Origin of the sequence: Comamonas nitrativorans (assembly GCF_042654765.1) — a bacterium.
GTDB classification, from domain to species: Bacteria; Pseudomonadota; Gammaproteobacteria; order Burkholderiales; family Burkholderiaceae_C; genus Comamonas; species Comamonas nitrativorans.
The window spans coordinates 67,653-86,192 of the sequence record NZ_JBHSEW010000012.1 but is presented as its reverse complement, the minus strand read 5'-3'; the positions used below and the strand labels follow the sequence as shown (position 1 = coordinate 86,192).

General features: G+C 64.7%; 14 protein-coding genes and 1 pseudogene. 8 read left to right on the top strand and 7 right to left on the bottom strand.

The window, feature by feature from the left end; translation table 11 throughout:
• Window positions 1–116, top strand: a pseudogene (locus ACFO3A_RS13430) (IS5/IS1182 family transposase); the annotation flags it as partial.
• A 309-nt stretch (window positions 117–425) separates the two neighbouring features.
• Here the strand turns inward: ACFO3A_RS13430 and metG are convergent.
• The 5 genes from metG to ACFO3A_RS13405 form a co-directional block, all read right to left on the bottom strand.
• The gene (metG, locus tag ACFO3A_RS13425) at window positions 426–2,492 is read right to left on the bottom strand and encodes a methionine--tRNA ligase (RefSeq protein ID WP_377727285.1); all 2,067 of its coding nucleotides are present in this window, start codon (window positions 2,490–2,492) and stop codon (window positions 426–428) included.
• Between the two features lie 95 nt (window positions 2,493–2,587).
• Complete coding sequence (locus ACFO3A_RS13420) at window positions 2,588–3,499, bottom strand: GGDEF domain-containing response regulator (RefSeq protein WP_377727282.1); 912 nt, start codon at window positions 3,497–3,499, stop codon at window positions 2,588–2,590.
• 2 nt (window positions 3,500–3,501) lie between these two features.
• Window positions 3,502–6,585 (bottom strand): response regulator, encoded by a 3,084-nt coding sequence (locus ACFO3A_RS13415; protein ID WP_377727279.1) that lies wholly within the window; start codon window positions 6,583–6,585, stop codon window positions 3,502–3,504.
• A complete protein-coding gene (locus tag ACFO3A_RS13410) occupies window positions 6,582–7,136 on the bottom strand; it encodes a YfiR family protein (RefSeq protein ID WP_377727277.1) in 555 nt (184 codons plus the stop codon). The genes ACFO3A_RS13415 and ACFO3A_RS13410 overlap by 4 nt, the downstream gene beginning before the upstream one ends.
• Before the next feature lie 14 nt (window positions 7,137–7,150).
• Window positions 7,151–9,412, bottom strand: coding sequence for a TonB-dependent receptor plug domain-containing protein (locus tag ACFO3A_RS13405; RefSeq protein WP_377727274.1), 2,262 nt, complete (start codon window positions 9,410–9,412; stop codon window positions 7,151–7,153).
• Between the two features lie 335 nt (window positions 9,413–9,747).
• Between ACFO3A_RS13405 and apbC the strand changes: the two genes are divergently transcribed.
• A complete protein-coding gene (gene apbC / locus ACFO3A_RS13400) occupies window positions 9,748–10,833 on the top strand; it encodes an iron-sulfur cluster carrier protein ApbC (RefSeq protein WP_377727272.1) in 1,086 nt (361 codons plus the stop codon).
• Window positions 10,834–10,960: 127 nt separating this feature from the next.
• Window positions 10,961–11,968 carry a hypothetical protein gene (locus ACFO3A_RS13395; RefSeq protein ID WP_377727270.1) on the top strand — a complete coding sequence of 336 codons (1,008 nt, stop codon included), beginning with the start codon at window positions 10,961–10,963 and terminating at the stop codon, window positions 11,966–11,968.
• Between the two features lie 69 nt (window positions 11,969–12,037).
• On the opposite strand, the gene ACFO3A_RS13390 is transcribed toward ACFO3A_RS13395, so the two are convergent.
• Window positions 12,038–12,955 carry a LysR family transcriptional regulator gene (locus ACFO3A_RS13390; RefSeq protein ID WP_377727264.1) on the bottom strand — a complete coding sequence of 306 codons (918 nt, stop codon included), beginning with the start codon at window positions 12,953–12,955 and terminating at the stop codon, window positions 12,038–12,040.
• A 383-nt stretch (window positions 12,956–13,338) separates the two neighbouring features.
• On the opposite strand from ACFO3A_RS13390, the gene ACFO3A_RS13385 reads away from it, so the two are divergent.
• From ACFO3A_RS13385 to ACFO3A_RS13370, 4 genes are all read left to right on the top strand, one after another.
• Window positions 13,339–13,998: an NAD(P)-dependent oxidoreductase gene (locus ACFO3A_RS13385; RefSeq protein ID WP_377727261.1), complete on the top strand. Its 660-nt coding sequence runs from the start codon at window positions 13,339–13,341 to the stop codon at window positions 13,996–13,998.
• Window positions 13,999–14,124: 126 nt separating this feature from the next.
• Entirely contained in the window at window positions 14,125–14,469 is a 345-nt protein-coding gene (locus tag ACFO3A_RS13380) for a c-type cytochrome (protein WP_377727259.1), read from the top strand.
• Entirely contained in the window at window positions 14,466–15,743 is a 1,278-nt protein-coding gene (locus ACFO3A_RS13375) for an FCSD flavin-binding domain-containing protein (protein WP_377727256.1), read from the top strand. The genes ACFO3A_RS13380 and ACFO3A_RS13375 overlap by 4 nt, the downstream gene beginning before the upstream one ends.
• A 2-nt stretch (window positions 15,744–15,745) precedes the next feature.
• Window positions 15,746–16,798: a YeeE/YedE family protein gene (locus ACFO3A_RS13370; RefSeq protein WP_377727253.1), complete on the top strand. Its 1,053-nt coding sequence runs from the start codon at window positions 15,746–15,748 to the stop codon at window positions 16,796–16,798.
• A gap of 17 nt (window positions 16,799–16,815) precedes the next feature.
• On the opposite strand, the gene ACFO3A_RS13365 is transcribed toward ACFO3A_RS13370, so the two are convergent.
• Window positions 16,816–17,439, bottom strand: a complete 624-nt coding sequence (locus ACFO3A_RS13365) for a LysE family translocator (RefSeq protein WP_377727251.1) — start codon at window positions 17,437–17,439, stop codon at window positions 16,816–16,818.
• A 156-nt stretch (window positions 17,440–17,595) separates the two neighbouring features.
• On the opposite strand from ACFO3A_RS13365, the gene ACFO3A_RS13360 reads away from it, so the two are divergent.
• The gene (locus ACFO3A_RS13360; protein WP_377727249.1) at window positions 17,596–18,525 is read left to right on the top strand and encodes a LysR family transcriptional regulator; all 930 of its coding nucleotides are present in this window, start codon (window positions 17,596–17,598) and stop codon (window positions 18,523–18,525) included.
• The last annotated feature ends 15 nt before the right edge of the window (window positions 18,526–18,540 follow it).

Below are 18,540 nucleotides of genomic sequence, written 5' to 3'. Positions count from 1 at the left end.
GCTTTGCGTGGCTGGAGAAGAACCGCAGGCTATGGAAGAACTGCGAGCGCTGGCTCAATACCAGCTTGCAGTTCGTCCACTTGGCGTTTCTGGCACTGCTACTCAGGAGATCGTAAACACGTTCTAAGAGCGCAGCCCCCATAACAGGCAAGCCGCATCCAGTCTGACTCGCCGTGGCTGTCCGAGCGGAGCGCCGCAGGCGCGAAGCGAGTTCCACGGCGGGTATTCAAGCTGCGCAGCACGCCTTCTTTGCGTCCTTTCTTGCGCGTGCAAGAAAGGATGTCGCCCGCCGGGGCGAGTCCCGGCCAGCAGCCTCAAGAACAAAAACAAGAGCTTCTACCGCCCAAAAACAAAAGGATTCAGATACAAAACTATTTCAAATCCTTTATCCAAGAGTGGAAGCAGCTATTGAATCAATAGACCAATCAGTGGATGCGCATCCCCGGCTGCGCCCCCGGGAAGGGTTCCAGCACGTAGATACCGGGCTGGGCTTTTTCGTCGGCATGGCTGGCGGCCAGCACCATGCCTTCGCTGATGCCGAACTTCATCTTGCGCGGGGCCAGGTTGGCCACCAGCACGGTGAGCTTGCCGACCAGTTGTTCCGGTTGGTACATGCTGGCAATGCCGCTAAAGACGTTGCGCGTTCTGCCCTCGCCTGCGTCCAAGGTGAGTTGCAGCAGTTTGGTGGAGCCTTCCACCGCCTTGCACTCGACAATTTTGGCGATGCGCAGGTCGATCTTGGCGAAGTCGTCAATCTTGATGGTGGGGGCGATTTCCTCGCCACCGGGTTTGGGCGTCTCTGCCACGGCAACGGGCGGCTCGAACAGGGCTTCGAGCTGTTCCATGGCGACGCGCTGCATCAGGTGCTGGTACTGGCCGATGGCGTGGCCTGCGCCCAGCAGGGTGTCGGCGTCGGCGAATTGCAGCGTGCCGATTTTCAGGAAGGCTTCCACCTGCGCGGCGACAAAGGGCAGCATGGGTTTCAGGTAGACGGTCAGCAGGCGGAAGGCTTCGATGCAGGTGGTGCAGACGTCGTGCAGCCGCGCATCCTGGCCCTCCTGCTTGGCCAGTTCCCAGGGCTTGTTGGCGTCCACGTAGCTGTTTACCTTGTCGCACAGCAGCATGACTTCGCGGGCGGCGCGGGCGGTGTCGCGGGCTTCGTAGGCGGCGACGATGGCCGCTTTCTGGCTGCGCAGGGCATCCAGCAGGGCCTGGCCGTCGGCGCCGATGCTGCCCAGTTGCCCGCCGAAGCGCTTGGCGATGAAACCGGCGGCGCGGCTGGCGATGTTGACGTATTTGCCGATCAGGTCGGCATTGACGCGCAACATGAAGTCTTCGGCGTTGAAGTCGATGTCTTCGTTCTTGCCGTTGAGCTTGGCGCCCAGGTAGTAGCGCAGCCACTCGGGGTTCATGTTCAGGCCCAGGTATTTGAGCGGGTCCAGGCCCGTGCCCCGGCTCTTGCTCATTTTTTCGCCGTTATTGACGGTCATGAAGCCGTGGACGCAGATTTTGGTCGGTGTCTTGCGGCCGCTGAACTTGAGCATGGCGGGCCAGAACAGGGTGTGGAAGGTGATGATGTCCTTGCCGATGAAGTGGTACTGCTCCAGATCGGGGTCGGCCATGTAGGCGTCGTAGTCCTCGCCGCGCTGGTTGAGCAGGTTTTTCAAGCTGGCCAGATAGCCCACGGGCGCATCCAGCCACACATAGAAGTATTTGCCCGGCGCATCGGGGATTTCGATGCCGAAGTAGGGCGCATCGCGCGAGATGTCCCAGTCGTCCAGGCCGGTGCTGGTGCTGCCGTCCGGGTTGGTGCGGGTGCCGAACCATTCCCTGATCTTGGCGGCCACCTCGGGCTGGACGTGCGACCCGTTTTGCGTCCATTCGGTCAAAAACTCCACGGCACGCGGGTCGGACAGCTTGAAGAAGAAGTGCTCGGACGTGCGCAGCTCGGGCCTGGCACCGGACAGGGCGGAATAAGGGTTGATCAGGTCGGTGGGCGCGTACACCGAGCTGCACACCTCGCAGTTGTCGCCGTACTGGTCCTTGGCGTGGCAGCGCGGGCATTCGCCCTTGATGAAGCGGTCGGGCAGGAACATGGACTTTTCGGGGTCGAAGAACTGCTCGATGGTGCGCGTTTCGATGAAGCCGGCTTTTTTCAGATCGAGGTAAATCTGCCGGGACAGCTCGTGGTTTTCCGGGCTGTCGGTGTTGCTCCAGTTGTCGAAGGCGATGTGAAAGCCTTCCAGGTACTGCTTGCGCCCGGCAGCGATGTCGGCCACGAACTGCTGCGGGGTTTTGCCGGCTTTTTCGGCGGCAATCATGATGGGGGCGCCGTGGGCGTCGTCCGCGCCGACGAAGTTCACCTGGTTGCCCTGCATCCGCTGCGCCCGCACCCAGGTGTCGGCTTGGATGTATTCCATGATGTGGCCGATGTGGAAATGGCCGTTGGCATACGGCAGGGCGGTGGTGACGAAGAGCTTGCGTTGCGACATGGTGGAGAACGTGAAGAAAGAGAAGGAAAAGAAAGAGGGCGGGCGAAACGGCCGATTCTAGGCAGTCTGCCCGCCGCCGCCGGTGTTCCGGCGGGTCAGGGCATCCAGCACACGCGGTTGCGCCCCTGGGCCTTGGCGGCATACAGCGCGGCATCGGCGCAGGCAAAGAACTGGGGGTCGAGCGTTTCGGTCATCGGCACGAGGGTGGTGCCGCCCATGCTCAGGGTGATGTGGGCACCGGTCGCAGAACCGGGGTGCGGCAGGGCCTTGTTCTGCAGCAGCGCCTGCAGCCCCTCGGCCAGGGCCTGGGCGCTGGCCGCGTCGGTTTCGGGCAGCAGCAGGACGAATTCCTCCCCGCCGTAGCGGGCCACCAGGTCGCCGGGGCGGCGGGCGCCCTGGCGCAGGGTGGCGGCCACTTCCTGCAGCACGCGGTCCCCGGCGGCGTGGCCCAGGGTGTCGTTGTATTTCTTGAAAAAGTCCACGTCGGCCACGATGAGCGACAGCGGCTGGGCATTGCGCTGGCAGCGGTGCCATTCCTTGAGCAGCATGGCGTCGAACTGGCGCCGGTTGGGTATGCCGGTCAGCCCGTCCAGCGAGGCCAGTTGCTCCAGCAGGCGGCGCTGGTGCACCAGTTGCAGCTGGTTGCGCACGCGCACCCGGACGATGGGCGGGTGAAAGGGCTTGGAGATGTAGTCCACGGCGCCCAGAGCCAGGCCGTTTTCCTCATCGGCGGCCGAGTCCAGCGCGGTGATGAAAATCACCGGGATGAGGCGCGTGGCATCGTCGCGCTTGAGTTCGCGCAGCACGCTCATGCCGTCCATCTCGGGCATGAGCACGTCCAGCAGGATCAGGTCGGGGCGGTGCTGGCGGGCTTTTTCCAGCGCCTGCACGCCGTTCTTGGCCTGGATGATCTTGTAGGCACCATCGAACAGTTCGGTCAGCAGCAGGCGGTTTTGCTTTTCATCGTCGACGATGAGGACGGTAAATTCAGCAGCGGCGAGGTTCATTGTTATGATTTCAGGAGTATTTTGCGCAGTCCTGGTAAAGATTTCAGGGCTGATTCATATTCAATATCTTCCACCAGCTCCCGCAGTAGCTCCAATTTTTCTAGCGTGGCGGGGCTGGCCGTGCCCAGGGCGGCTTGCAGGTCGTCCAGCACGCGCAGGGCGTTGGCGTCGTCGTCATGCAGGCACCTGCCCAGCGCATCCAGCAGCGGGGCCAGCGCGGTGTCGGGTGCGGCAGCGGTGCTGGCGCTGGAGGCTGCTGCCGTTGCCGCAGGGGTCGGCAGCAGGGGGCGCAGCAGCGCCAGCACGCGCTCCAGTTCCTGCGCCATGGCTTGCACCGTGGCGGCGCTCGGGGCGTGTTCTTCGGCGTAGCCGTGTTCCAGCGCCCTGGCGTGTTCGGCCAGGGTGGCTGCACCCAGGGTGGCGGCCGCCGATTTGAGCGAGTGCGCCATGCGCCGCGCCGTGGGCCAGTCCTGCGCCTGGGCTGCCTGCTGCATGGCGGTGGGGCTGTCGGCAAACTCCTGCACGAAGTTGCCCAGGATGCGCCGGTACAGCTCGGGCTTGCCCAGGCATTGCGCCAGGCCGCGGGCGGTGTCGATGCCCTCCAGCGCCGGGATGGCGCTGGCGGCGGCCTCTGTGGCTTCTGCTGCCGCTGCGACCGGGGCGGCCGACGGCGGCAGGGCGTCCGGGCGCGGGGCCATCCAGCGCAGCAGGGCGGCGTACAGCGCGTCCGGGTTGATGGGCTTGGTCAGGTGGTCCTGCATGCCGGCGTCCAGGCTGCGCTGGCGGTCGCCTTCCATGGCATGGGCGGTCATGGCGATGATGGGCAGGTGCTTGAGCCGTGCGTCCTGGCGGATGGCGCGGGTGGCGCTCAGACCATCCATCTCGGGCATCTGGATGTCCATCAGCACCAGGTCGTAGGGTTGGGCGAGGACTTTTTCCACGGCTTCGCGGCCATGCACGGCGATATCGACCTGCACCCCCGTGTCCTGCAAAAAGGCCAGGGCCACGGTGCGGTTGAGCGCCACGTCATCGACCAGCAGCACGCGGGCGCCGGCAATGGGGGTGAAGTCGGGCAGCGCCGGGGCGGTACTGCTGGCCGCCGGTCTGGCGGCAGCCGTGGCCGGATGGCTGTATTGCAGGGCTTCGAATAGGGCCTCGTGCAGCGCCGAGGGGGACACGGGCTTGGTCAGAATATGTTGCAGTCCAACCTGGGCGGCCTGGGGCGAGAGTTTTTCGTAGCTGCCGGCAGTGACCATCAGAATGCCGGGCAGGCCGGTGCCGAGGTCGGTAGCCTGGATGTGGCGGGCCACCTCGATGCCGTCCATGCCGGGCATGAGCCAGTCCAGCAGCACCAGGTGGTAGGGCGTGCCGGCGGCACTGGCCTGCAGCACGCGCTGCATGCAGGCTTCGCCGCTGTCCACGGTATCGGCGGTCATGCCGAAGCTGGTCAGGGTGGTGTGCAGAATGTCGCGGGCACTGGCGTTGTCGTCCACCACCAGCACCCGTTTGCCGTGCAGCAGCGAGGCCGGGCGGAAGGGGGACGAGGCCGCCTCGGCCGGCAGGGCCTGGGGTGCCGGCAGGGGCAGGCGCAGCGTGAAGAAGAAGCGACTGCCCTGACCCTCCTGGCTTTCGGCCTGGATCTGGCCACCCATCAGCTCGACCAGCTGGCGGCAGATGGCCAGCCCCAGGCCGGTGCCGCCGAAGCGGCGCGTAATGCTGCCATCGACCTGGGTGAACGGGGTAAAGAGCTGGCCCAGGCGCTCGGCGGGAATGCCCATGCCCGAATCCTGCACGGAAAACTCCAGCTGTACCTGCCCTTCCTGCCGGCCCTGCAGGGCGATGCGCAGGATGATCTCGCCAAACTCGGTGAACTTGATGGCGTTGCTGACCAGGTTCACCAGCACTTGCGTCAGGCGCAGCGGGTCGCCGAGCAGGCGCCGGGGCACGTCCGGTTCGGGATGGAAGAGCAGCTCTAGCCCCTTTTGCTGGGCGCGTAGCGCCATCTGGCTGAAAACGCCGCGCATGACCTGATCGAGGTCGAAATCGATGCTCTCGACCTCCAGCCTGCCCGCTTCGATGCGCGAGTAGTCCAGGATGTCGTTGATCAGGCCCAGCAGCATTTCCGAGGCAGAGATCACCTTCTCCTGGTAGTCGCGCTGGTGGGCGGTCAGCTCGGTCTTGAGCAGCAGCTTGCTCAGGCCGACGATGGCGTTCATCGGGGTGCGGATTTCGTGGCTCATGCGGGCCAGAAAATCCGACTTGGCGCGGCTGGCCTGTTGTGCTGCTTCGGTGGCCTGCAGCAGCGCCTGGGTGCGGTGTTCGACCAGTTCCTCCAGGTTTTCGCGGTACTGCTGCAGCTCGCGGTCGCGCTTTTGCAGGCGGTCGATCATGTGGTTGAGGCTGCGGGCCAGTTGCGCCAGCTCGTCATGGCCCCGGATGTTGGCCCGCTGGGTCAAGGCCGGGTTGTCGGCCACCTGGCCCATGAGCCGGTTCAACTGCAGCAAGGGGCGGGCAATGCGCCGGGCGGCGCGGGAGGCCAGCCATAAAAATATCCCCAGCACGGCCAGCAGCGCCAGGCCGATTTCCTGGGCCGAGCGCCACGTCACCTGGTGCAGGGATTGCAGCGAGACGAGCAGTTCGATGCTGGCGGGCGGTGCGCTATGGGGAATGGGGGCCCAGACCAGCAGGTGGTCGCCGTCGAATTGCGTGCCGCCGTGCGGTGGCGGTGGAGGCGTGGCCAGAGCCAGGGCGTGCGGCGTGCGGGTGTATTCGGCAAAAGGCAGCTCGGTTGGCAACAGTACGATGCGTGCCCGCAGGATGGAGGGGTCGCCTTCCAGGGAGGAAAGCAGGCGTCGCGCCTCGTCGGTGTCGCCAAACTCCAGCGCCGCCTGGCTGTTGGTGGCGATCAGCTGGGCCTGGGTGCGCATGGTGGCGCTCCATTCGCTGCGCATCAGCCGCTGCTGTTGCAGCAACATCAGGGCAAAGGTCAGCAGCAGCACCAGCACGATGGCCGCAGTGAACCCCCAGAGCAGCTTGGCCTGGATGGTGCGGGGCCGCAGGGCGGCGATGAAGGACGGGCGGGTCATGGCAGGAGGGTGGCCAGGCGCAGCAGTTGCGCGTTGAATCGAATGCCCTGGCTGGCGGCGGCCGATTGATTGATCACGATTTGCACCTTGCCCTGGTCATCCGGGTGGTCGGCCAGCTCGACCATGCCGCCGGCCTGGGCGAAGCCGGGAATGTCAGAAACCGTCAGCATGGGGTAGGCCGCCAGGGCCTGCAGGCGCGTGGGCAAGGCGTTGCGGGCGTTGGCGCTGTCGGGGAGAAAGGCCAGATTGCACGCCTGGGCATCGCTGGTGCTGTGGGGCATGTGCAGCTGCACGGTACGGCCATCCACCGGCGTTTGCGCCAGGGTCTGCAAGGCCTGGCCGAATGGATTGCTGTCCAGGATGCACAGGGTCAGGGGGGCGTTGTCCTCCAGGTACGGCAGGTAGACAAAGCGCGGCAGCTTGAACAGCAGCGCTGCCTTGACTGCCAGCGCCGAGGGTGCCGCCTGCACCGCCGACATGGTGGCGAGGGTGCAGAGGCTGCTGCACAGCAAAAAGGTGGCGGTCTGGCGCATGAAGCGAGCGGCGGGCATGTCGGAGGCCGCCGTCAGAAGTGGTAGTCCAGCGTCAGCATCCAGCGCCGGGGCTGCTGGGGCATGTCCCAGAAGGTCATGCGGCCCCCGCCGCCTGCGGCGTAGTAGCGCTTGTCCAGCACGTTGGTCACGTCCAGCCACAGCGTGGCCTTGCCGTCCAACAGCTTGTGCCAGCCCAGGTGCAGATCCAGCACCGTGGCGCCGGGGGTGCTGCAACGCGTGGGTGCCGTGGGGTTGGTGCTGCACGCGGCGGGCGGCAGCAGTGCGCCCGGGGCTTTCACGCGGCCATTGGTGGTGGTGCTGCTCCAGCGCAGCTTGGGCGTCAGGCTGAACTGGTCGCGCCAGGCAAAAGTGGTGCCCAATTTCAGCTGGCGGCTGGCCACGTAGGGGATTTGCCAGTCCACGCCATCGCCGTTGTCGATGCGCCCGTGTATCCAGCTGGCGCTGCCCCACAGGTCGCCCGTCCAGTTGGCGCCCAGGCGAAAGCGCCATTGGGCGCTCACGTCCAGCCCCATTTGGTGCTGGCGGCCTGCGTTGTCCTTGGTTTCCAGGTTCCGGAGCCAGACGTCGGGGGTGATGACATCGGCGGTGGGCATGGTCACCACCAGGTTGCTGATGCGGCTGTGGTAGAGGTTGGTGCTGAAGTTCAGGTTCTGCGTGGGCCGCCAGTCCCAGGTCAGGCTGAGGGAGCGGACTTTTTCCGGCTCCAGGCGGTCGTTGGCCACGCGGAAATTGGTGCCGATGTAGCGGTTGTCGGCATCCTGGCTGCCGTCGAAACGGCCCATGGCACTCAGGCTTTCCTCCGGCGACGGGGCGCGGAAGGCTTCGCCGTACAGGGCTTTGAAGACGTGGGTCTTGCCGGGTGCGAAGACCAGCCCCAGCCGGGGATTGACGCTGCTGCCGTAGACCGAATGGCGGTCCAGGCGCACCCCGGCCACGCTGGAGAGTTTGCTGCTCCACTGTGCCTGCCACTGAACATAGGCCGAGAGATTGTGAAACTGCGTGTCCGGGACGATAAAAGGCAAGGTCGTGTTGGGATGGGTCATGCCCTGGCTGCCGGGGGACTTGCCGGTGTCGTACGGCTGGGGCATGGAGGCTGCTTCGATCGCCGAGTATTTCTGCCAGCCCAGGCCCGCCTGCATCTGGTGGCGCTCGCTCAGGCGCCAGCGCAGGCTTTCCTCGATGCCGGTGCGCTTGCTCAGTACGTAGGAGTAGCCGTTTTCAAAGCCGTTGTAGGCATTGTTGTAATAGGCGCGGGGATCGACTTCCATTGCCCCGTGGTCGATGGTGAGCGTGCCCCGTAGGTTCGCGCTCAGGCGGTGGTGGTAGCGGGCATAGACCGTATCGTTGGTGGTTTGCCACTGGGCGCCGCTGTCGTAGCGGGCCATGGCATAGGGGTCGCCCGTGCTGGTCAGGCTGTTGAAGCGGTAGCGGTAAAAACCGGCGGTAAGTTGCTCGCCTAGGTCCAGGCGGGCAAACAGGCTGTGGCTGCGGATGCCGCCGGCGTAGTCCTCGCGGCTGGCGGCGGGCAGGATGGTTTTCTTGTCAAATTCGCCATCGACCTTTTGAAAATACCGGGGGTAAAAATCGGCCAGAGGGGCGCGGTCGGAGTGCTGGCTGTGCCCGCCCACGCTGATGCCCAGGCGGTCATTGATTCTGGCGCTGGTGAAGAACGAGGCTTCGCGGCTGCCGAAGCGTCCCGTGCCGACCGAGACGGTGCCCGTGGCCCCCTGGGCGGCGGCGGTGGCCGTGTTGTCGGTGACGATGTTCACCACCCCGGCCACGGCATCGGCCCCGTACAGCGCCGCCGCCGGGCCAAACAGCACTTCGACCTGCTTGGCCTGGTACAGCGCCAGGTTTTGTGCGACGGGGAAGTTGCCGCCGCTGGGCTGGCCGATGCGGATGCCGTCCAGCATCACCAGCAGCTTGTTCGGCCCCAGGTAGCCCTGGACGGTGAACTGGTTGAATTGCGAGGATTTGGTGCCGCGCTGGAGGTTCACGCCCGGCAGGTCTTCCAGCAGGTCGGCCAGGTTCTGGTAGCGCCGCTGGCGGATTTGCTCGCGGGTGAACACCATGATGTGCGCGGGCGTCTGGTCGCGCGTTTCGCTCTGGCGCGAGGCGGTGATCACCGGAGTGGCCAGCAGGTCTTCCAGCGACAGCTCCAGCAGTTGCTGCACATCCTCCAGCGTCGGGGTGGCGGCGTGGATGGCGGTGGCTCCACAGCACAGCAGGGCCAGAGCCAGGGGACGAAGGTGGCAGGGCACAGGAGTGAGCATGGCAGCGCCGGGGATGAGCAGGATGCAGAGGTGAAAAAAATAGTAACCGCCGATGCTAACAGGCGCCTATCGGGGCCTGCATGCCGATTGGTGTTAAGCGCACAGCCCTCTAGGGATGCTCTGCACGAATCATCGCGCCGTGGGTATCTGCGGCCTCGGGCCGTCTGCGGCGTTGCAAATCCTCGCAATAGCACCGCTATTGCTGTGGTTTGCGTCTTGCAGCCCATCCCGATCCGCAGCACCCACTTGGCTGCGCGATTCGTGCAGAGCATCCCCAGGGGCTATCGGGGGGGCTTAGACTTCGGGCCGTTGTTTTTTTGCATTGACCTCCGACCATGCCCATTCTTGAACACGACCTGCTGGCCGCTCTGGCTGGCGTCACCGATCCGCACACCGGCGCAGCGCTGGTGCCCGCCAACCTCAGCATCCAGGGCGGCGACGTCGCCTTTGACGTGGTGCTGGGCTACCCGGCGCAAAGCCTCACTGCTGCCTTGCGCCAGCAACTGATTGCCGCGGCCCGCACCGTGGCCGGGGTGCAGAACGTCAGCGCCAACGTGTCCTGGCAGGTGCACTCGCACGCCGTGCAGCCGGGGGTGCAGTTGCTCCCGGGGGTGAAAAACATCATTGCCGTGGCTTCGGGCAAGGGCGGCGTGGGCAAAAGCACCACCAGCGCCAACCTGGCCCTGGCGCTGGCTGCCGAAGGCGCCCGCGTCGGCGTGCTGGATGCCGACATCTACGGCCCCAGCCAGCCGCTGATGTTCGGCGTCACCGGCCAGAAGCCCGAGAGCCACGACGGCAAGACCATGGAGCCGCTGGAGAGCTACGGCGTGCAGCTCATGTCCATCGGCTTCCTGCTGGACAACCCCGACCAGGCCATGATCTGGCGCGGCCCCATGGCCGTGCAGGCGTTGGAGCAGATGCTGCGCCAGACGCACTGGAAAGACCTGGACTACCTCGTCATCGACCTGCCGCCCGGCACGGGCGACATCCAGCTGACCATGAGCCAGCGCATTCCCGTCACCGGTGCGGTCATCGTCACCACGCCGCAGGACATCGCCCTGTCCGATGCCCGCAAAGGCATCCAGATGTTCGAGAAGGTGAGCGTGCCCATCCTGGGGCTGGTGGAAAACATGGCCATGCACGTGTGCAGCAATTGCGGCCATATCGAGCATATCTTCGGCCAGGACGGGGGCAAGGCGTTGGCCCGGGACAAGGGGCTGCACTTCCTCGGGTCGCTGCCGCTGTCGCTGCAAATCCGCGAGCAGGCGGACAGCGGCAAGCCTACCGTGGTGGCCGCGCCGGAGAGCGAGGTGGCGGCTATCTACAAGAAGCTGGCCCGGGATGTGGCTGTGCAGGTGGCGCTGGCGAGTACGGAGCAGGCGGCCAAGGCACCGACGATTTCCATTCATCGGAAGCGGTGAATGGATATTTAGCTAGCTTCTTTGGCTTATGGATAAAGGGATTCAGATGGTTTTCATATTGAAATCCTTTATTCATAAGCGGGAAGAGCTTCTTTTTTAATATTTCCAGGTTAGACCGTCCATCCCCATGCCCATCTACCGTTGCAACAAATGCGGTTTTGTCTGCGAAGACACGCAAACCCCCGTCAATACCCCCACCGCTTGCGGGCGCTGCGGCACGCCCAGCACGGTGTATGGCACGGTGTTTTTTGTCGAAGAACTGATCAAGCGTCTGGCCACGGTAACGCGCGACTTCAAGGCGCTGCAAGCACAGCAAGCCACCACCCCGATTCCTGCCGCAGCCCCGCAAGCGGCTGCGCCCGGTGCGGCAACAGCATCGGCAGCATCGGCTTTCCCGACCCTGGATGCCACACCGGCCACCGCCCCGCACACCGCGCTGGCCCAATGGTTTGCACAAAAGAACATCCAGGCCACCATCGACCCCAGCGCTGCCGATACCAGCGGTTTTTTCGATGAGGCCGCTGCCGAGCTGGGCGACGACTACCTGCTGTTTGCCGATCTGCTCGACCGCGTGCGCTACTCGTACCGCAAGAGCTACACCAACGTGAATCTGGAACTGGGCAAGCTCTCGCAAAAAGACGGGCAAACCATCACCAGGTTTTGCCGCAGCCTGTACGAACACACCTTTTTTGCCCGCTACCACTACCAGAAACCGGAAAAAATCGTCCGCCTGACGCTCCAGACGGCACCGGCGGTTCGCCAGTTTTTTGAAGGCGGCTGGCTGGAGTGGTATGCCTTGATGCAGGCCCTCTCGGCCCGCGAGCGCCGCTCCGTGGCCCTGTCCTACGCCCGGGGCGTGAAAGTCACCTTCCCCAACGAGGATCTGCATGAGCTGGACGTGCTGCTGCAACCCGAGGGGCAAGAGCCGATTTGCATCGAATGCAAGACCGGAGAATTCCGCCGCGACATCGACAAATACGTGCGCCTGAACAAACGCCTTGGCCTGCCCAAAAGCCGTTTCATCCTGTGCTGCACCGATTTGAACGAAGAGCAAGCGCAGGGCCTGAGCGCCATGTACGACCTGAGTTTCGTGCCCCTGCAGATGTTGAAAACCCATCTGCAAAAAATGATTTAGCCCCGCCAACAGCCGGACGCCCCCTCCTGCGCACCGTCTTCAGCGGCATCGCCAGCGTGGTTTGGCCGGTCACGGCTGCGCCGCGTCCACCACGCCAGGCAACTGGCCCAGATAGGCTTGCAGCGCCGCAATGGCCTGCCGCACCTTGGCGGGCTGGGTCGCCCGCTGGGGGGTGACGGCCCAGATGTCCAGGGTGCCGAAACCCCAGTCCGGCAGCAGCCGCGCCAGGCGGCCTGTGGCTACGGCCTCGGCGGCATCCAGGCCGGTGAGCAGCGCCACGCCCAGCCCGGCCTCGCACATCTGCTGGATGGACAACTGGTTGTTGCTGGTGATGCGCATCTGCGGCTGCCATGCCTGCGCCTGTGCGCCCCGGCTGGCATGGATGGTGCGGACGGTATCGCCCGCATGCACCAAATCCAGCCAGTCGCCCGCCAGCAACTGCGCAGGCGACAGCGCATCGGCCGCTCGCCCGGCCAGCCAGGTCGGCGCCGCGCACAGCCACCACGGCGTGGCCCCCAGGCGTTTGGCCGCCCAATTGGAGTCGGGCAACCGGCCAAAGCGGATCGCCAGATCGATGCGGCTTTGGATCAGGTCGATGGGCGCATCGTCCACCGCCATATGCAGCCGCAACTGTGGATGGGCGGCCAGCCAGCCCCCCAGCGCAGGTGCGATGTGACGGGCAAAGCCCACCACCGTCGCCACGCGCAATTCGCCGCCCGGCTCGTCGCGGGCGGCAGCCAGTTCGGCCCGCGCCCACGCCGCCGCCTGGGTCATGGCCGCGCATTGTTCGTAGAAGCGCTGCCCCGCATCGGTCAGCGACAACTGGCGTGTCGATCGCGTGAGCAAGGTCACGCCCCCCGCCGCTTCGAGCTGGCGAATCTGTTGGCTCACCGCCGACGCGCTCAGGCCCAGTGCCCGGCCTGCGGCCGTCATCGAACCCTGCTCGACCACGGCAGCGAACACCGCCATGCGTTTGAAATCGTCCATCGTTGATCGTGAAGCACAGCTTCAAAGTATTAGCAAAAAAAGTCCTCTATTCGTTAGATTATGAAATACCTAGACTAAGGACCTGTTCACGCTCTTTTCCTGGTGCCCGCAAGGCAGCCAACCGCCGCAATCTAGGCGTGTGCCGCAGGCCAGGCTGGTGGCCTGGTCAAGGTGCGCAACGACGAGTGCGGCGGTTGGCTGCCTTGCCCGAAGGGTTGCCCCACCAAGACAGCATCTGCGGCGTTGCAAATCCTCGCCGCCCCACCAGGGCGTCTGCGGTTTGCGCCTTGCATCTGCCGTCTTGGTGGGGCAACGGGCACCAGGAAAAGAGCGTGAACAGGTTCTACGCTTGTCAAACATTGATCTACCCTGAAGGAGAAACCATGAAAATCGCACTGATCGGCGCCACAGGCTTTGTCGGCGCTGCCGTACTGAAGGAATTGCTGTCACGCGGCCACGAAGTCGTGGCCCTGGCACGCCATCCCGAGAAAATTGCCGCCCAGCCCCGCCTGTCCGTGGCCCAGGCCGACGTGCTGAATGCCGACGAGGTGGAACAGGCCGTGGCCGGCTGCGATGCGGTGGTCAGCGCCTATAACGCCGGCTGGACGAATCCGCGCATCTACGACGACTTCATGCAGGGCGCACGCGCCATCGTCCAGGCCACCAAGGCAGCGGGCATCCAGCGCTACCTGGTCGTCGGCGGCGCGGGCAGCCTGTACGTCAACGGCCAGCAGCTGGTGGACAGCCCGGAATTTCCTGCCGCCATCAAGCCCGGGGCGCTGGCTGCCCGCGATATGTATACCGAACTGCAAACAGAAAACACGCTGGAATGGACACTGCTCAGTCCCGCGATCGGCTTCCATCCCGGTTCGGCCGCCCAGGCCCGGGGCCGCACGGGCCAATACCGCACGGGCCGGGACGAGCCGCTGATGCAGGCCGATGGCCAGCCGGGCGATATTTCCGCCGCCGACCTGGCGGTGGCGCTGACCGATGCCCTGGACCAGGGCCTGCATGTCCGGCAGCGGTTCACGGTGGCCTATTGATGCGCTGATGGGAGTGGCGGCGTCCCCACCCGTCGATATGCGCGGGGGGCAGAACCTTCTTACCTATGGTTGCAAGGCGCTCCTTAGAATCCGCCCTGCCCCGATGGCCCCATAGGAGAGAGACGCATGACCCTTGCCCCACGACCCGCCGCATGGCTGGCGCTGGCGCTGACCGCCCCCCTGGCGGCGGCCGCCCAGGCGCCCACGGCCCTGGCCGCTTCCACACTGACGATTCAGGACGTGGCCGTGCTGGCCGGCACCTGCGCCAACTGCCACGGGCCGAAGGGCCAGTCCACCGGCGGCATTCCCACCCTGCGCGGGCAGGATGCAGGCCATTTGCTCCAGCGGATGCAGGCTTTCAAGGCCAACCGCGCCGCCGATGCGACCATCATGAACCGGCTGATGCAGGGCTATGACGATGCCCAGATCCAGGCGCTGGCCGCCTGGTTCAGCCAGGAGGTGCAGCCATGAGCCTGCAACGCCGCACTGTTCTGAGCAGCGCCCTGGCCGGGGCTGCAGCGCTGGCCCTGCCGTCCATCGTCCGTGCCCAGGCCGGCTCCGCCCATGTGGTGGTGGTTGGCGGCGGTTTTGGCGGCGCAACCGCTGCACGCTATCTGAAGGCGCAAGCACCCCAGGTGCGCGTGACGCTGGTGGAGCCAGCCGAGCGCTTCTACACCTGCCCCTTCTCCAACCTGTACCTGGCGGGCCTGCGCTCGTTCGAGAGCATCGGCCACGGCTATGACGGGCTGCGCAAGGCGGGGGTGGAAGTCATCCATGCCCGCGCCGAAGATGTGGATGCCAGCGCCCGCAGCGTGCGCCTGTCCAGCGGCCAGACGCTGCATTACGACAAGCTGGTGCTGTCCCCCGGCGTGGACATGCGCTGGAATGCGCTGGAAGGCTACGACGAAGCCACCGCCCGACTGGCCCCGCACGCCTGGAAGGCCGGCCCCCAGACCCGGCTGCTGCGCCAGCAGATGGAGGCGATGGAGGACGGCGGCACCTTTGTGATGGTGATTCCCGCCAACCCCTTCCGCTGCCCGCCCGGCCCCTACGAACGGGCGGCGATGGTGGCGCACTACTTCCAGCAGCACAAACCCAAATCCAAAATCCTGCTGCTGGACAACAAGGACGCTTTCTCCAAGCAAGGGCTGTTCCTGCAAGGCTACAAGGCGCTGTACGGCGACATGATCGAATGGGTCAAGCAGTCCGACGACGGCCAGGTGGTGCGCGTGGATGCCCGCCAGCGCGTGGTGGAAACGGCCTTCGGCACCCGCCACCAGGCCAGCGTGCTGAACGTGATTCCGCCGCAGAAGGCAGGCTTCATCGCCGACCGCGCCGGGGTGACGGATGCCAGCGGCTGGGTACCCATCCGGCCCGAAAGTTTTGCCTCCACCCAGGTGCCGCACGTGCATGTGCTGGGCGATGCGACGATTGCCGCCCCCATGCCCAAGTCCGGCTTTGCCGCCAATACCCAGGGCAAGCTGGCCGCTGCGGCCATTGCCGCCGAACTGACGGGCCAGCCGCTGCCCACCGCGTCCCTGGCCAACACCTGCTACAGCCTGGTGGGCACGGACTACGGCATCTCGGTCACCGGCGTGTACCAGGCGCAGGCGAGCAAGCTGGTCGAGATGCCCGGCTCCGGCGGCGTCAGCCCCGTGCAGGCCGATGCCGGGTTCCGCAAGGCCGAGGCCATTTACGGCGCGGCCTGGTACCGGGCCATCAGCACCGATATCTGGGGCGCTTGAGCATGACGCTGCTGTGGGCCAGTTTTCTCTGGGGCGCCGCCTTTGGCTGCGCCGCCCGCTGGGGGCGCTTTTGCCTGCTGCGCGGCGTGCGCCAGGGCATGGGGCACGACCGCAACGAGCCGCGCGGGCACGCCCCGGCACTGCAAGCCTTCGCGCTGGCGCTGGCCGTGGCCCTGCTGGCCTCGCAAGGCTTGCAGTGGCTGGGCTGGGTCGATTTGGGGCAGGCGCAGATCGTGCGGCCCGGCTTCTCCCCGCTGGGGGTATTTCTGGGCGGGGTGATTTTTGCCCTGGGCATGGTGCTGGCGAATGCCTGCGGGGCACGCTCACTGGTGCTGCTGGCGGGGGGCAATCTGCGGGCGCTGGTCACCGTGGTGTTTCTGGCCCTGGGGGCACAGGCCAGCGCCACCGGGGTGCTGGCGCCGCTGCGCCAGTGGCTGCAAGGCGTGGCCCCGGTGACGCTGGAACATGCCACAGCGCAGCAAGATTTAATGGCAAATGGCCTCTCAGCGCTTACTGCATATGCGGTGCTAGCTATCGTTCCTGCACTGCTGCTGGCGGCTTACGCTTTGCGCCACCCGGCCTTGCGCCACAGTCCCGCACAGTGGCTGTCGGCTTTGGTGATTGGCGCTTTGGTGGCGGTGGGCTGGTGGATCAGCGCCACCGTGGAAGTCGATCCGTTCGAGCCGGCCAAACTGACGTCGCTGAGTTTCATCGCCCCCATGGCCGAAAGCCTGCTGTACCTGCAAGTGGCCGTGGGCCGGGCGTGGAGTCCCGCCTCGGCGATGGTACTGGGCGTGCTGGCGGGGGCGGCGGTGACCGCCATCGCCACCGGCACGGCCCACTGGGAAGGCTTCGACAACCCGGCCCAGCTGGCCAAAAGCGCCATCGGTGGCCTGCTGATGGGCTTTGGCGGCCTGCTGGCGGTGGGCTGCTCCATCGGGCAGGTGCTGACCGGCATCACCACCCTGGCCTGGGCCACGCTGCCCGCTGTGGCGGGAATTGTGCTGGGAACCTGGGCGGCGCTACGGGCGCAAAGCCAAAACCTCAGCGTATGAGTGGGCGACCGGAATAACTACTCCCCCGATGACCCGAAGGCCAGCGCCAGACCAAGGCCAACCAGCACGACACCAATACAGCGGTTTAGCAACACTTGATGTTTCAGCAATCGAGTTCGCAAACGCATATCGGACAGAAAAATCGATACACCACTGAACCACAGCAGATGCGCCAATGACATGAAAAGGCCATATGCAATCTGCTGTGCCACAGGAGTATCCGGCCCCACAGCCTGTGCATAGACACTGACGACAAACAGCGTTGTCTTTGGATTCAGCGCATTGGTAAAGAATCCCGCTTTGAACGCTGTCCGGGCAGGGATTCCAGCATCCCACGCATTTCCATTTATGGCACCGGGAGATATACGACTTACGAAAGTCTGCCAGCCCACATATACAAGATACGCCGCACCTGCCAGTTTGATCGCCCAGAACCACCCGGGAGAACTACGCAATAGCAGCGCTACGCCAAGCATTGAATACAACACATGCAACTGCACACCAGTAGCAATACCCGCAGAAGTGAGCAAACCCGCCCTGCGTCCATACAGCAGGCTATTGCGCGTGACCATCGCGAAATCCGCCCCTGGGCTAATAACGGCAAAAATGGTTATCGTTACTACAGCAATGATTTCAAGCATGAAAAAACACTCGGGAAAAATGATGATATGTATGTGCAGTCATAAATATTTCCGATGAAGTTATCTTCATTAAATTTTTCCTTTCAAACCAAGATAATTTTTCCAATTCGCTAGGAATGAATTTTTCTGCAATTCTTGACTTCTGAAAAACGATTTATGCTTACACCAATGTGTCAAGAAAACTCACCTTTCCCGAGGCTTCCGCCGCTCAACGCTCTGCGGGTCTTTGAGGCTGCGGCCCGTCATGGCAGCTTTGTGCGTGCGGCGGGTGAGCTGCATGTCACGCACGGTGCTGTCAGCCGCCAGATACGGCTGCTGGAAGATCAACTGGGGATGCCGTTGTTCGAGCGGCGCAACCGTGCAGTTTTCCTGACCCGGCAAGGCACCGAGCTGTTTACGGTGTGTGCCGATGTCATGGCGCAACTGACGCAGGCCATTGACCGCTTGCGCACACCGCCGACGCAGGCACCGCTGGTGCTGTCCTGCGAACCCACCATCGCCATGCGTTGGCTGATTCCCCGGCTACCCGACTTCCGAACGCGCTTTCCTACACAGCAATTGCACCTGCTGACAGCGGGCGGCCCGGTGGATTTCGCACGCGACCGCGTGGATGTAGCACTGCGGCGCAACGACTTTCCCTGGCACCCCGGCTGGCATACAGAGCGCGTGGCTCCCGAGCTGATGGGGCCGGTGTGCCACCCCGGCGCGACAGCCGATTGGCAGGCATCGGGCCGCCCCACAAAAATATTGCACACTCGCACCCGGCCCACTGCTTGGTCGCATTGGCTGGCTTCCTGCGGACATATCCTGCCAGCAGGTCAGCCCCTGGCGGGCGAATACTTCGAACACTTCTACTTATGCCTGCAAGCGGCGGCGGCGGGACTTGGCACTGCCGTCGGTTCGGCCTACATGGTGGAGGACGACGTACAGGGTGGACGGCTGGCTGCGCCCTTCGGCTTCACCCACGACGGTTCCGAGTACGTACTGCTGTCGCCAACCCCCTTCACTGGCGATACACGGCGCTTGCTGTTCCTCGACTGGCTGCGCTACGAAATGGGCCAAACGCGCGAACGCCTCGGTCTTTAGCGTGCCCTAGAATCC

Excerpts from the sequence above, each read along its gene's own strand:
- ACFO3A_RS13375 (WP_377727256.1), top strand. The coding sequence starts at position 14,466 with ATGAGCCTGCAACGCCGCACTGTTCTGAGCAGCGCCCTGGCCGGGGCT.
- ACFO3A_RS13365 (WP_377727251.1), bottom strand. The coding sequence starts at position 17,439 with ATGCTTGAAATCATTGCTGTAGTAACGATAACCATTTTTGCCGTTATT.
- metG (WP_377727285.1), bottom strand. The coding sequence starts at position 2,492 with ATGTCGCAACGCAAGCTCTTCGTCACCACCGCCCTGCCGTATGCCAAC.
- ACFO3A_RS13385 (WP_377727261.1), top strand. The coding sequence starts at position 13,339 with ATGAAAATCGCACTGATCGGCGCCACAGGCTTTGTCGGCGCTGCCGTA.
- ACFO3A_RS13395 (WP_377727270.1), top strand. The coding sequence starts at position 10,961 with ATGCCCATCTACCGTTGCAACAAATGCGGTTTTGTCTGCGAAGACACG.
- ACFO3A_RS13380 (WP_377727259.1), top strand. The coding sequence starts at position 14,125 with ATGACCCTTGCCCCACGACCCGCCGCATGGCTGGCGCTGGCGCTGACC.
- ACFO3A_RS13405 (WP_377727274.1), bottom strand. The coding sequence starts at position 9,412 with ATGCTCACTCCTGTGCCCTGCCACCTTCGTCCCCTGGCTCTGGCCCTG.
- ACFO3A_RS13370 (WP_377727253.1), top strand. The coding sequence starts at position 15,746 with ATGACGCTGCTGTGGGCCAGTTTTCTCTGGGGCGCCGCCTTTGGCTGC.
- ACFO3A_RS13390 (WP_377727264.1), bottom strand. The coding sequence starts at position 12,955 with ATGGACGATTTCAAACGCATGGCGGTGTTCGCTGCCGTGGTCGAGCAG.
- ACFO3A_RS13415 (WP_377727279.1), bottom strand. The coding sequence starts at position 6,585 with ATGACCCGCCCGTCCTTCATCGCCGCCCTGCGGCCCCGCACCATCCAG.
- apbC (WP_377727272.1), top strand. The coding sequence starts at position 9,748 with ATGCCCATTCTTGAACACGACCTGCTGGCCGCTCTGGCTGGCGTCACC.
- ACFO3A_RS13410 (WP_377727277.1), bottom strand. The coding sequence starts at position 7,136 with ATGCCCGCCGCTCGCTTCATGCGCCAGACCGCCACCTTTTTGCTGTGC.
- ACFO3A_RS13420 (WP_377727282.1), bottom strand. The coding sequence starts at position 3,499 with ATGAACCTCGCCGCTGCTGAATTTACCGTCCTCATCGTCGACGATGAA.
- ACFO3A_RS13360 (WP_377727249.1), top strand. The coding sequence starts at position 17,596 with ATGCTTACACCAATGTGTCAAGAAAACTCACCTTTCCCGAGGCTTCCG.